The sequence below is a fragment of the Peribacillus sp. NPDC076916 genome, from assembly GCF_050269675.1.
GTDB classification, from domain to species: Bacteria; Bacillota; Bacilli; order Bacillales; family DSM-1321; genus Peribacillus; species Peribacillus aracenensis.
The window spans coordinates 190400-202779 of record NZ_JBNNIU010000005.1; the positions used below are offsets into that span (position 1 = coordinate 190400).

Sequence of the window (12380 nt, forward strand, 5' to 3'; positions counted from 1 at the left end):
ATTTTCTAATTTAAGGAGATCCGTTCATGGTGACTTGAAGTTGGCTCTTCTTCCTCTGCAGCAAAAACTTCCTTCGTCTCCATCACCACTTGGGCAACTTGCGAAGGAATGTCTTTCATTTCCTCCACCTTTTGGGAAATGAAGGAGACATCATCGGAAATTTTTTCAACAGTGGAACGGACCTTAGATGATGTTTCACGTACTTGTGTAAGCACCCCATTTGGATTCTTTATGAATTCTTTCATATTACCCATGCAGCTTTTACTGTTTTCCAATACAGAATAACGCGTATCCTTATCAAAAAGGCTTATCGCTGCCCCAGCCAACGCCCCAATAAAGACCGCTTGCATAAATTTGCTTTTCTTGGCACACTTATATTCTTCACGAATGTTGCTCATATATTCTCCTCCTCGTCATATATTAGTTGATGTATAATAGTAGCTATCTCCATTATACAATGTTTAAATATTTTTTTTCCTATCTTTTCCCAAACTCTCTCACTTTAAAACGTGGAGATGACCAAGTATATTGCGTTTCCCACCCGAATATTCATTGACTTCTCAAGGTAATCATGCAAAGATGAAAATATTTAGGAACGTATGAAAGGATGAAGGAAATGGATTTAACGCAAAACACAGCCGAAAGTGTAGAGTTTATGATTGAAGCAATCAAGGATAAATTAAAAGTTATGAACTTCGGTGCAATCAAATCGACCCATTTTGATATCGAGATGTACGAAGAACTGCACGATATTTATACAATGGTGATGAAAAAAACGAATTTCAGTGTCCGTGAAATGGAAGCTATCGCTGAAGAACTTGGAAGACTGCGTAATAAGTAACATTCAAATCCTCCCATTCCGGTGAGGATTTTTTTCATTTTTTAAAAAATTCTGCTACATTTGATATAGAATTTGAAAACCGACAGGAGTTGTAAGCATGGTAGAAAGAAGAACCCCCATCAGTATTGCAGAAGCAGTGGAAAAAGTGATGAAGCATAAATTAACAGGACATACGGAACTGATCCCCCTTGAGGAAAGCCACGACCGTTTTTTGGCTCAAGATATTGTAGCTACAAATGATGTTCCGCATTTTAACCGCTCACCATATGATGGATTCGCCCTTAGGTCCAAGGATACGGCAGAAGGTTCCATAAATACCCCTCTCGAATTCGAAGTGGTTGAAGAGTTGGCTGCGGGTATGGTATCGAAAATTCCTGTTCAAAAAAATCAAGCGGCAAGAATCATGACTGGAGCTCAGATGCCAGCTGAGTGTGATGCCATAATCATGCTCGAGCTTACGAAGGAACTCGAAAAGGACGGAAAGAAGTACGTATCATTTAAACGCTCTCTTAAGGAAGGCGAAAACGTTTCTTTTCAAGGTGAGGATGCAAAGAAAGGCGATGTTCTTGTGAAAAAAGGAACAGCGATCAATCCAGGGATCATCGGCTTGCTAGCAACATTCGGTTATGCCGAAGTGCCTGTTGCCACTAAGCCTGTCGTTGGATTATTCGCTACGGGGTCTGAACTTCTTGATGTTAATGAACCGTTGCAGCCCGGCAAAATTCGCAACAGCAATTCACATGCCATCTCCGCCCAAATTCGGAGGGCAGGAGGAGAAGTCCGTTTCTATGGAAAGCTTAAGGACGAATTCGAATTAAGCTACGAAGCCATTTCCACTGCCTTGGAGGAAGTGGATCTGCTCATTACGACAGGAGGAGTTTCTGTCGGTGATTTTGATCTTCTCCCGGATATTTATCAAAAAATTGGCGCTGATGTCTTATTCAACAAAGTGGCCATGCGCCCCGGCAGCGTGACGACCGTAGCCGTATATAATAACAAATTTTTATTCGGTTTATCCGGCAATCCATCCGCCAGTTATGTCGGCTTTGAACTATTTGCAAGACCGATCATCCGCACCATGCTGTTTTCGGAGCATCCGCATTTACGAAAAGAGACGGCACAATTGGCAGAAGACTTCTTAAAACCCAATCCATTCTCACGTCTGCTTCGGACCCGATTATTTTACGAATCCGGCCAGTTGAAGGTAACTCCTAGCGGTGTGGATAAATCCAATATTACTACAAGCTTGGCAGGTGCCAATTCACTGACAGTCTTACCTGGGGGGACACGTGGTTTCCAAACTGGAGATTTTGTGGACATCCTGCTTCTCGATGACCAAGAAGGATGTCAATGGCCTTGGTAAAGCCCTTTATTTTTCAGGTTGTTGGCTACCAAAATAGAGGAAAAACGATCTTCATAACGAATATAATCAAACAGCTTCGCGAAGCAAAATTAGAGACAGCCGTTTTAAAACATCATGGACATGGCGGAAAACCAGATGTAACAGGCACGAAGGATTCTAATAAACACTTTAATGCAGGCGCGGCCGCATCACTTGTTGAAGGAGATGGTACAATCGAGCTGCTCGGCAATTTCAAGGGGAAAGCCCCTATCACTGAGCTCGTTCAATTACTGTGCCTATTTCTTCCTGATGTGATTTTAATTGAAGGTTATAAGCAAGAGGACTTTCCTAAGGTCATTTTAATCAAAGAAGAAAGTGACCTCCTGTTATTGGAACGGCTTACTAATGTCAAAGCAGCTGTGGCTTGGCCCGAATGTCTGGAACGAACAAGGAATCATGCTTCAGTACCCGTCTTCCCTTTGGATTCGGATCAATTCATTACATGGTTTTTAGAACAAATATGAAGGAGGGCACAATGTTCATACAATTTCCCATAGAAAAACGCCGCAAGATGATCGAAAGCATCCAAGAATATGTGTATCAGGAACATGGCAAGGAAATCGGTGAAATCGCTGCTGAAAATCATTTGCAGTTCATTTTCGAAAATATTGCTCCCTTTATTTATAATGAAGGTATTAAAGATGCTCAAAAAGTCATTGAGGACAGATTAGGAAATATTGAAGAAGATTTGTATTCATTGGAACGTCCTATTGATTAAAATAAAAAACAGCATCATGATCGATGCTGTTTTTTTATGTTCATTGTTCGGTCAAAATAAGCGGACCATTTTTCGTAATGGCAATCGTATGCTCATATTGAGCCGAGTATTTCCCATCTGCAGTGGATGCCGTCCATCCATTCGAATCCCGGCTTGCTTTATATGTACCTACGTTTACCATTGGCTCGATGGTGAATACCATGCCTTCCTTAAGACGCGGACCTTTATTCGGCAGTCCATAATGCGGAACCTGCGGCTCTTCATGAATGACATTTCCTATCCCGTGTCCGATGAAATCACGAACGACAGAGAAGCCTTCCGCTTCGACATAAGATTGTATGGCATGACCTATATCTCCAATCCGATTGCCTTCCACACATACTTCAATCGCCTTATATAAAGATTCCTTGGTCACATTCACTAAATGTTCGGTTTCCTTTGAAACCTTACCGACCGTATACGTCCAGGCAGAGTCAGCAAGGGCCCCGTTATAATTGACGACCATATCAATCGTTACGATATCCCCGTTTTTCAAAGGGGTCTTACGAGGGAAACCATGACAAATTTCTTCATTTATGCTAGCACATGTCGCATACTCATACCCTTTGTAACCTTTTTGTTCCGGCTTCGCACCATGTTTTTTTAAGAACCCTTCAACAAATTCTTCAATTTCCCATGTTGTCACCCCAGGAACAATCAACTTTGCAATCTCCCTATGACAGGCTGCCAAAATTTTACCCGATTCATGCATCGCTTGAATTTCACGTGCAGATTTTAATACGATCAATCGTGACACTTCCTTTTTAATTCGTCTCTCCTTTTATTTTACTGCAAAGATTGAAGTATATGAATCCTTTAAATTGAAAAATCCCGGCAGATGCCGGGATTTTCCATTATTTCAATAGATTGAGCGATTCCCGGTTAAATGCCGGAAGGTCTTCAGGTGTCCTGCTGGTTACAAGCTGGTTGCCGCAAACCACAACCTCTTTGTCCAAATATGTGGCACCTGCATACTCCATATCGACTTTAATGGATGTATATCCTGTTGCGTGGCGTCCTTCAAGTGTTTTGGCCGTAATCAGCAACTGTGGTCCATGACAGATTGCAAATACTGGTTTTTTATCATCCATAAACGATTTGGCGAAAGTTACGAAGCGTTCGTCAGCACGCAGTTGATCAGGGGAAAAACCGCCGGGGATGAATAATGCATCAAAATTTTCCGGTTTCACCGAGTCGATGCTTTCATCAATCTCTACTTCTACCTCCCCTTGTTTCCCTTTAACCGTTTTCCCTTTTACCATTTCAATCGTCGTTACCGTATGGCCTGCTTCCTCGAATGCTTTTGCCGGTTCAATATACTCCGAGTCCTCAAACATATTCGTTACAACACATGCGATATTTTTACCCATAATCATTCAACTCCTCAATTTTTATCGAATGAACCTACTTTGTACTTTATTTATGTTCCCTCTGACACCATAAATAAAACACATAATTAATGGTTTTCCCTTTTGTTTATGAGTAATATTCCGAGATATTTCCGCCATCCCTCCGGCGTCGCTGTCCACCTTTTTAATATCGAAAAAAAGGTAATGGCAGCCTTTTGATCAATGTTTAGGATACTGGCCAACTACATGTATCGCATTGATGATTCTTTTATTGATCCATTTCCTGTTTTCTTCTGTATTCAAATTTCCAAATATCCTTTTCCGCCCTTCTTCCGTGGTTACATAATAATTAGGCAGGTTATTCAATGATAATGTGATGATGTCATTCTTACATTTCCTGCACGAACAAAATGTTTGGTATTCCATACCAGACATTAATACATGCACCCATGTCACAACGATTTCTTCCATCACATTCTTATATTCTCTTTCCATATATTCTCCTTCAAAAAGAAAAACCCGTCCATTCCTGACAGGTTTTCACTCATTTATCGCTGTCCGTGGAACAATTAGAATTTCAACCCTCCGGTTTTTCGCCCTTCCTTTTTTCGTTTCATTAGAAGCAACCGGCTTGAATTCCCCATGTCCTTTAGCACTGAACATTTCGGGATCCAACTTTTTATTTTCTAGAAGAAGTTTCATAAAATTCACGGATCGCATTACGCTCAAATCCCAGTTAGATTCATATTGGTAATTTTTAATCGGAATATTATCGGTATGCCCGCTTACGATAATGTTTCTGGGTAAGTCCATGACCAATAAATCTGAGATTTCCTTAGCGATTTTTCGGTTTTCACGTCTCACCTCAGCCACCCCCGATTCGAACAGCACGTTTTCCCTAATTGAAATCAACATTCCTTCATCAGTAAGGTTCGTTCCCAATTTATCCGTTAAATCATTCTTTTTTATGTAGGCATTCACACGCTCCTGAACCTCCATAAGTTCTTCTTGTTCGTTTTTCCCAAGCTTCTCAAGTTCTTCTGCACCTGTTCTCTGCTCTGGTGACGTCGGCTCATTGCTGGGGGAATCACTTGGGAAATCCATAAAACCCGTTCCGCTTGTAAAAACCTGATTAAATACATTGGACAATTGCTGGAACCTTATTGCATCAACCGAACTTGAAGCGAACAAGACGATAAAGAGCGCGAGAAGCAACGTTAAGATATCGGCGTAGGGAACCAGCCATGATTCATCGATATGCTCCTCATGCCTTTGTTTCTTTTTGCGCCTAGCCATCTTCTCTCACATCGCCTTCCAACCACTTCTTACGATCTCCAGCAGGCAAATAGGATGTTAATTTCTGTTCAATCGTTCTTGGCGCTTCCCCTTCGATGATCGATAAAATACCTTCGATCATCATTTCTTTGATTCGGACTTCCTGCTGCGATTTCCGTTTGAGCTTATTGGCAAATGGATGCCATAACACATACCCCGTGTAAATCCCCATCAAGGTTGCGACGAAAGCGGCTGATATGGCATGTCCCAATGCCTCCGTGTCAGCCATATTCCCCAATGCAGCAATCAGCCCTATTACCGCTCCCAATACGCCAAGAGTAGGTGCGTATGTACCGGCTTGACTGAAAATCGCTGCCGCGCTTAAATGACGTTCTTCCATCGCGTCTATTTCCTCCGCTAAAATATCACGAATATAATCGGCACTCTGACCTTCGACTGCAAGATTCAAGCCATTTTTCAAAAAGGCATTATCCACTTGATCCGAAATGCTTTCCAATGCCAATAAGCCTTCTTTCCTGGCAATGACCGCCCATTCCGAAAAGGTTTTTATTAAATCTTCAGGCTTTGTCAATTTTTGTTCAAAGAATAAAATCTTGAATATTTTTGGTAGTCTTTTTAATTCCGACAAAGGGAAAGCCGTTACGACAGCAGCTACCGTCCCTACAATAATGATCAAAATAGCTGCCGGGTTAATCAACGCCGTTACACTAACGCCTTTCAACACCATTCCGACCAAGATGGCCACAATACCGAGAACTACGCCCAAAACTGATGTTATATCCATAATACTCACCCATTCATTTAAAGTCTCATCTCCTCCTTATATCGGATGAAGTTCAAAAAAAGTGAGGATTATTTTATTATTCGAATTCAATTTTCAATATATCATCACAAAAGCTACCAGCTTTGGCTCCTACATGAGCTTATTCAACAGCACATTTCAATGGTTCGGGTACAATATTCTTTCGAGAATGGAAATTTCAAGCATGTTCCGTTCGTACTTTTCTCATAACGTCTGGAATATGCGCTTTTACTTGTGAGTTTCAGCGGTTTACTCGTGAATTTTCTGCTTTTACTCGTGAGTTTCAGCGGTTTACTCGTGAATTTTCTACTTTTACTCGTGATTTCCGCATAACGCCTGGCATTTATTCTTTTCACACTTCAGTATTTCAGAAAAGAAACAGGGACAAAGCCTGTCAGCTTTGTCCCTGTTCTTGTTTTCCCTTGCTTCTTCCAACCAGCCATTTTATGACGGGGGACAGAAAAAATAAAATGAATAGGATTCTGAATAAATGAAAGCTAGTGACAACTGATAAATCCACATGCACAGACATGGCTGTGACGGCCATTTCGGCGACGCCGCCTGGCGCCATGCTCAAAAATAATTCATTCGGCTGCAAAGATAAGATCGGAGCAAACTGAATGGAAAGATAATAGCAAAATCCAATCAATAGGACATTACTGACGAATACAGCCCCGAACATCTTTCTGAAAAGTCGGGGATTATCAACCTTAAGTGTGTAGCCTAAATGTGCGCCGATCAACAATTGCGACAAATTCAACCAAAAGTCAGGAATCTGCGGGGCACCTGGGCCTGCTAAATTGAAAAGTGCTGCAGCCATGAGAGGTCCTAGCAAAAAAGGCAGCGGAAAATTCGCCTTCTTTGTGATGAGGATGAATAATAGCAAGGTTAACAACATCATGATGGCTAATTTCCCATCATATTCAAATAAGAAAAACGGCCGCTCCGATACGGCCATTACCGCACCTGATTCAACTGACATTACATGAGTCACAATCCAAGGAACAATGGATATCACAAGGATGACCCGCAGTGTTTGCATGAAACCCACTACCGTTTCATCACTATCCTTCATTTCCTCACTTAAGACCACCATCTGCGAAAGACCTCCCGGAAAACTTCCAAGCATGGATGTGCCCAAGGATAAGTTCATCCGTTTTCCTACAAACCAGCCAGTCAACACTGTAAATGAAATGATTGCAATTGTTGTAAAAAGCATAACAGGCAGATATTCAATCATCTCATTCAACGATTGTTTCGTGAATGAACTGCCCAGTTGTAAACCTAGAATGACCAATCCAGTACTTCTAAAAGTTTTAGACCAAAACAAGTACTTCCTTAACTTAACTTTCGCGATCATCACGACGAATAATGGTCCAAGCATCCATGGCAGGTATATTCCAAGGCTATCAAACGCATAACCACCTAGGAAGGCTAGAAAAGCTGTAAAGATGACTCTAAAACTCTTACTCTCGATTAAATTTGCACTCACAAAATTACCTTCTTTATCTAAGCGGATTTTCATCTATATCTTAACATAAATTAAGCTGATTCAAAGCTGCCACCCATGCTTGTTTTCGACTGAAGCGAGGTGCGCTATGTGAAATATATTAAAAACGGTACATATGAAGGGTCACTATTTACAATAGCAGAATGTTGACGCCATCAGCCTTTCCGATATCAGTTGATTGGTTACAATTGGACATTTGCCGTTATCCGCTCGCTTGCCATCGCCAGTGCATTTTTATATTTAGATCATTTTTTCGCTCTCTGAAAAGAAACGGCATGGCAATTCCACCATTTACTAGATTTCCCACCCCCACAAACTCGCAATAAAAGGTAGAATGAGTATATAGGGGGTCAAACTCTTATGGAGGGGTGACTAAATGTTATCAAATACAGAAATAGGCATTGACTTAGGGACTGCAAATACGCTAGTTTACAGTAAAAATAAAGGAATCGTATTTAATGAGCCATCTGTGGTGGCCATTGATATAGAGACTAATAAAGTATTGGCAGTCGGTGTGGATGCAAAAAACATGATCGGGAAAACACCCGGAAATATCGTGGCAATCCGTCCGCTTAAGGATGGTGTCATTGCGGATTTTAATGTAACCGCGCAAATGCTTCGGGAAATCATGAAAAAAGCAAGTAAGGCCCTAGGTTTATCGATTCGCAAACCTAGTGTAGTGGTCTGTACACCATCAGGTTCCACATCAGTTGAGAGAAGGGCCATTCAGGATGCAGTCAAAAGCTGCGGAGCGAAACAGGTCCACCTGATCGAGGAACCAGTAGCAGCTGCAATAGGTGCGGGCCTGCCTGTCGAAGAGCCTGTTGCCAATGTCATCGTTGATATAGGCGGCGGAACGACTGAGGTCGCGATCATCTCTTATGGCGGCGTCGTTTCTTGCAATTCAATCAGAATTGGTGGAGATCAATTGGATGAAGATATCAGCCAATATGTTAGAAAAAAACATAATGTGCTGATTGGGGAAAGAACAGCCGAGGAAATAAAAAAAGAAATCGGCTACGCACTCGTTAAACATTCCGCGATCAGCATGGAAGTCAGGGGCCGCGATCTTGTAACGGGTCTTCCAAAGCCGATTACAATATCATCCACTGACGTCCAGGAAGCCATTCAGGAGTCGCTTCTTCATATACTGGAAGCAATCAGGGCCACTTTGGAAGATTGTCCTCCTGAATTGAGCGGGGATATCGTCGATCAAGGTGTCATCTTATCCGGCGGGGGTGCACTTCTCAACGGGATACAAGAATGGCTGACGAATGAAATTGTCGTCCCAGTCCAACTTGCAGATAACCCGCTTGAATCAGTTGCCATCGGAACCGGGCTTTCACTTGAGGTCATTCACAAACTACAAAAAGCCGTGTACTAAAAAGATGAGGAAACCCCAACTTGGGGTTTCTTTTTTTTATCATTCCAGGCTGATATCCTCGATGATGCAAACAGTAATCTCCACATTAAATAACTTCCCTGAAATAATTCACCTCGTTTGAGCAGAGAATAAAGAAAAGGTTTTTTTACGTTCGATAGCATGCATTACTGTTTGGATAGAAATCACCTCAGGACTAAATGTATGCAATGTTACATAACTTGTGTTATAATGTAATTATGTTACATTAGCAAGAGGAGAAGATTTATGGAATATGTAGAAGCCTTTAAGGATATCAACCAAATCAGCAAAATAAAAACATACCTACGCGCTCACTCCACTCGGGATTATTTATTGTTTGTACTCGGCATCAATACAGGTATGAAGATAAATGAAATGCTTGAAATCACCGTGGCCAGCGTTCTGGATGAAACGGGAAAAATCAAGGAGTTCTATGAACAACGGACGGAAAATGACGAAGTCAATCAAATTTATTTGAATCTGAAAGTCCGTACCGCGTTACAAGAATACCTTAAAGGCTCTAAGGTTATCGAAGGTCAATTTTTATTTCTTTCCCCTAAGACAAAAAAGCCGATAACACGTCAACAGGCGCACCGAATCATCCATGATGCAGTGGAAGGTGCAGGGCTGACAGGCAAATTCGGAGCAAGTTCGATGCGTAAAACTTTTGGCTACCATGCCTATAAACAAGGAGTTTCACTGGCCTTGATACAGAAGCATTACCATCATTCCAGTCCATCGGAGACATTAAAGTACATCGGCATATCCAAGGAGAAGAAATTCAAAACGAATATTGACGTTAACTTATAAACATCCTGCTATCTTCTTTTAACTCTAACCAACATTTTAAGGAGGAATTCCAGTGAGAATTAGAGAAAGTGAACTTCCTGGTATTGGCCAAAAATTCGAAATCATAACGAGAAATGATGAAAAGTTAGTAATCGTCATTCACGATGACGGCCGTCGGGAATTATACCATTTTGATAATGAACATGAGGACGTCATATCGAGCATCACCCTTAACGATCAGGAATCCCGGCAAATGGCTTCCATCATAGGCGGTATGGTTTATAAACCACAAGCACTTGAAACAATTGAAATGTCATTGGGTGACTTGGTGATTGAATGGTTCAAAGTCGAACCAGGTTCAAAGGCCATCAATCAAACAATCGGTTCGATTGATATCAGGAGTAATTATAACGTGACCGTCATCGCCCATTCTAAAAAAGGAAAAAAACAATTGAGTAATCCTGGTCCTGACTCCATCATTGAAACAGGCGACACTCTTGTGATATCCGGTGAAAGAAAAGATATCCGTAACCTGACAAGAGAATTATTGACTGACGAAAGGAGTGACTAAGCTCATATGGACCATTTAGTCTTTGAAGTGGGAACTGCCCTACTTCTAGTGGCATTAGCCGCTCTCGTAGCAGGTAAATTCAAAATATCAAATGTTCCACTATTAATTATCATCGGGATGCTTGTTGGTCCCCATGCCCCGCACTTCGGATTAATTGACCTGCGTTTCATTGAAAGTGATGAAATCATTGCCTTCCTCGGCCGTGTCGGTATTTTATTCCTTCTGTTTTACCTAGGGCTTGAATTTTCCGTAAAAAAACTCATGAAGTCCGGGAAGAATATCGTGACAGGCGGAACCTATTACATTTTAATCAACGTGGGAATGGCCTTGCTGTACGGTTTCCTGCTCGGACTCCCATTAAAAGAGGTGCTGATACTAACAGGGATTATCAGCTTTTCATCAAGTGCCATTGTGGCAAAGGTACTTGTGGACCTTAAAAGGACCGGTAACAATGAAACGGAGCTAATCCTTGGTATTATCATGTTTGAAGATATCTTCCTCGCTGTTTATTTATCAGTCGTATCCGGATTGGTATTAAGCTCTTCTGGTTCCGTTTGGGGAACATTACTTTCTACATTTATCGCGATCGGGTATATGCTGATATTCTTCGTTATTGCCCGGAAGGCTTCTGGGGTATTGAATAAATTATTCAATATAACCTCAGATGAGATATTTATCATTGTCGTGTTCGCGTTACTATTCTTCATTGCAGGTTTCTCGGAGACGATTCATGTTGCAGAAGCCATTGGTGCATTATTGCTCGGCCTAGTCTTTTCGGAAACGGAACATAGCGACAGGATTGAAAAACTTGTCATTCCCTTTAGAGACTTCTTCGGGGCCATATTCTTCTTCAGCTTTGGCTTGAGTATCGATCCGACGACCCTTGGGGGAGCAGTCTGGATGGTTCTTGGAGCAGTCATCATCACCATAATCGGTAACTTTGCAGCTGGTATGATTGCCGGACGCAAATCCGGTTTATCTCACAGAGCTTCCGCAAACATCGGTTTAACAATCGTTTCACGCGGCGAATTCTCCATCATTTTAGCCAACTTAGGCATTGCAGGCGGTTTAATGCCTATACTCACCCCGTTTGCTGCATTATATGTGTTGACCTTAGCGATTCTTGGACCTATCCTGACCAAGGAATCCAAACACATCTATAATATCCTAAATAAAGTCTTCAAATGGACCCCTCCGAAGGTTCAAAAGGAACAGGGAAAAGAAGTGCAATAGAGAAAAAAGGCCAGACATTGATGTCTGGCCTTTTTTCTGTTTACCTTCCATAACTTGCTATCATAATTATTATACTTGTTATAAAGAAGGCATAAAATCACCTAGTAGTAGTGTTTAACTATATTATTCATAGGCTTGAAGTATCAACAGCACCTATTTACAGTTAACTGTAAAATCCCCCAAAAAAGAGTGTCATAAAAATAGGCTAAAGTCGATCATCCTTGGATTGCCATTTCTTCAGCTCCATCATTCTGATTTTGCACTTTACTGGTGCATTTAAAATAGATTTTCCTCTCCCCAAATTTGTTTTTGTTTATTATGAGGTTATGTCATTATCACAAGCTTCTACAAGTGCGCCGATTAGAACTTTCAATTTCTTTTGTTTTGAGGATTAACTTACATGACCAGAGGGAAAAGAAGAGATAACC

Annotated in this window: 16 protein-coding genes; 8 read left to right on the forward strand and 8 right to left on the reverse strand. The window is 41.4% G+C overall.

The window, feature by feature from the left end; translation table 11 throughout:
• Nucleotides 1-5 precede the first annotated feature (5 nt).
• Nucleotides 6-398, reverse strand: a complete 393-nt coding sequence (locus ACQKFG_RS17640; RefSeq protein WP_192207767.1) for a YtxH domain-containing protein — start codon at nt 396-398, stop codon at nt 6-8.
• Between the two features lie 218 nt (nt 399-616).
• Between ACQKFG_RS17640 and ACQKFG_RS17645 the strand changes: the two genes are divergently transcribed.
• The 4 genes from ACQKFG_RS17645 to ACQKFG_RS17660 all read left to right on the forward strand — a co-directional run bounded on the left by ACQKFG_RS17645 (nt 617) and on the right by ACQKFG_RS17660 (nt 2961).
• On the forward strand, nt 617-841 hold the full coding sequence (locus tag ACQKFG_RS17645) for a DUF1128 domain-containing protein (protein WP_034305672.1): 225 nt from the start codon (nt 617-619) through the stop codon (nt 839-841).
• 97 nt (nt 842-938) lie between these two features.
• Nucleotides 939-2204, forward strand: a complete 1266-nt coding sequence (locus ACQKFG_RS17650) for a molybdopterin molybdotransferase MoeA (protein ID WP_427561141.1) — start codon at nt 939-941, stop codon at nt 2202-2204.
• Complete coding sequence (gene mobB, locus ACQKFG_RS17655; RefSeq protein ID WP_427561144.1) at nt 2192-2707, forward strand: molybdopterin-guanine dinucleotide biosynthesis protein B; 516 nt, start codon at nt 2192-2194, stop codon at nt 2705-2707. Before ACQKFG_RS17650 ends, mobB begins: the two co-directional genes overlap by 13 nt.
• Nucleotides 2708-2718: 11 nt before the next feature.
• Nucleotides 2719-2961, forward strand: coding sequence for a DUF2164 domain-containing protein (locus tag ACQKFG_RS17660; RefSeq protein WP_387601937.1), 243 nt, complete (start codon nt 2719-2721; stop codon nt 2959-2961).
• Between the two features lie 40 nt (nt 2962-3001).
• Here the strand turns inward: ACQKFG_RS17660 and map are convergent, their stop codons facing one another.
• The 7 genes from map to ACQKFG_RS17695 all read right to left on the reverse strand — a co-directional run bounded on the left by map (nt 3002) and on the right by ACQKFG_RS17695 (nt 7939).
• A complete protein-coding gene (gene map / locus ACQKFG_RS17665; RefSeq protein ID WP_427561148.1) occupies nt 3002-3748 on the reverse strand; it encodes a type I methionyl aminopeptidase in 747 nt (248 codons plus the stop codon).
• Nucleotides 3749-3854: 106 nt separating this feature from the next.
• Nucleotides 3855-4370 (reverse strand): type 1 glutamine amidotransferase domain-containing protein, encoded by a 516-nt coding sequence (locus ACQKFG_RS17670; protein ID WP_427561151.1) that lies wholly within the window; start codon nt 4368-4370, stop codon nt 3855-3857.
• Nucleotides 4371-4568: 198 nt separating this feature from the next.
• Entirely contained in the window at nt 4569-4844 is a 276-nt protein-coding gene (locus tag ACQKFG_RS17675) for a late competence development ComFB family protein (protein WP_228467608.1), read from the reverse strand.
• Between the two features lie 45 nt (nt 4845-4889).
• On the reverse strand, nt 4890-5645 hold the full coding sequence (motB, locus tag ACQKFG_RS17680; protein WP_192207761.1) for a flagellar motor protein MotB: 756 nt from the start codon (nt 5643-5645) through the stop codon (nt 4890-4892).
• Nucleotides 5638-6429, reverse strand: a complete 792-nt coding sequence (motA, locus tag ACQKFG_RS17685) for a flagellar motor stator protein MotA (protein ID WP_192207760.1) — start codon at nt 6427-6429, stop codon at nt 5638-5640. Before motA ends, motB begins: the two co-directional genes overlap by 8 nt.
• 143 nt (nt 6430-6572) lie before the next feature.
• On the reverse strand, nt 6573-6803 hold the full coding sequence (locus ACQKFG_RS17690) for a hypothetical protein (RefSeq protein ID WP_427561156.1): 231 nt from the start codon (nt 6801-6803) through the stop codon (nt 6573-6575).
• A 38-nt stretch (nt 6804-6841) separates the two neighbouring features.
• Nucleotides 6842-7939: an AbrB family transcriptional regulator gene (locus tag ACQKFG_RS17695; RefSeq protein WP_192207758.1), complete on the reverse strand. Its 1098-nt coding sequence runs from the start codon at nt 7937-7939 to the stop codon at nt 6842-6844.
• A gap of 394 nt (nt 7940-8333) precedes the next feature.
• Between ACQKFG_RS17695 and mreBH the strand changes: the two genes are divergently transcribed.
• The 4 genes from mreBH (at nt 8334) to ACQKFG_RS17715 (ending at nt 11952) form a co-directional block, all read left to right on the forward strand.
• Complete coding sequence (gene mreBH / locus ACQKFG_RS17700; RefSeq protein WP_192207756.1) at nt 8334-9341, forward strand: rod-share determining protein MreBH; 1008 nt, start codon at nt 8334-8336, stop codon at nt 9339-9341.
• A gap of 264 nt (nt 9342-9605) precedes the next feature.
• The gene (locus ACQKFG_RS17705; protein ID WP_427561161.1) at nt 9606-10169 is read left to right on the forward strand and encodes a tyrosine-type recombinase/integrase; all 564 of its coding nucleotides are present in this window, start codon (nt 9606-9608) and stop codon (nt 10167-10169) included.
• Nucleotides 10170-10221: 52 nt separating this feature from the next.
• A complete protein-coding gene (locus tag ACQKFG_RS17710; protein WP_098370481.1) occupies nt 10222-10719 on the forward strand; it encodes a cation:proton antiporter regulatory subunit in 498 nt (165 codons plus the stop codon).
• A gap of 6 nt (nt 10720-10725) precedes the next feature.
• A complete protein-coding gene (locus ACQKFG_RS17715) occupies nt 10726-11952 on the forward strand; it encodes a cation:proton antiporter (RefSeq protein ID WP_098370480.1) in 1227 nt (408 codons plus the stop codon).
• The last annotated feature ends 428 nt before the right edge of the window (nt 11953-12380 follow it).

What these genes read in the sequence shown, in the direction of transcription:
- ACQKFG_RS17660 (WP_387601937.1), top strand. Translation starts at nt 2,719, where the DNA reads ATGTTCATACAATTTCCCATAGAAAAACGCCGCAAGATGATCGAAAGC.
- ACQKFG_RS17645 (WP_034305672.1), top strand. Translation starts at nt 617, where the DNA reads ATGGATTTAACGCAAAACACAGCCGAAAGTGTAGAGTTTATGATTGAA.
- ACQKFG_RS17650 (WP_427561141.1), top strand. Translation starts at nt 939, where the DNA reads ATGGTAGAAAGAAGAACCCCCATCAGTATTGCAGAAGCAGTGGAAAAA.
- mreBH (WP_192207756.1), top strand. Translation starts at nt 8,334, where the DNA reads ATGTTATCAAATACAGAAATAGGCATTGACTTAGGGACTGCAAATACG.
- ACQKFG_RS17670 (WP_427561151.1), bottom strand. Translation starts at nt 4,370, where the DNA reads ATGGGTAAAAATATCGCATGTGTTGTAACGAATATGTTTGAGGACTCG.
- mobB (WP_427561144.1), top strand. Translation starts at nt 2,192, where the DNA reads ATGGCCTTGGTAAAGCCCTTTATTTTTCAGGTTGTTGGCTACCAAAAT.
- ACQKFG_RS17640 (WP_192207767.1), bottom strand. Translation starts at nt 398, where the DNA reads ATGAGCAACATTCGTGAAGAATATAAGTGTGCCAAGAAAAGCAAATTT.
- ACQKFG_RS17675 (WP_228467608.1), bottom strand. Translation starts at nt 4,844, where the DNA reads ATGGAAAGAGAATATAAGAATGTGATGGAAGAAATCGTTGTGACATGG.
- ACQKFG_RS17705 (WP_427561161.1), top strand. Translation starts at nt 9,606, where the DNA reads ATGGAATATGTAGAAGCCTTTAAGGATATCAACCAAATCAGCAAAATA.
- motA (WP_192207760.1), bottom strand. Translation starts at nt 6,429, where the DNA reads ATGGATATAACATCAGTTTTGGGCGTAGTTCTCGGTATTGTGGCCATC.
- ACQKFG_RS17715 (WP_098370480.1), top strand. Translation starts at nt 10,726, where the DNA reads ATGGACCATTTAGTCTTTGAAGTGGGAACTGCCCTACTTCTAGTGGCA.
- motB (WP_192207761.1), bottom strand. Translation starts at nt 5,645, where the DNA reads ATGGCTAGGCGCAAAAAGAAACAAAGGCATGAGGAGCATATCGATGAA.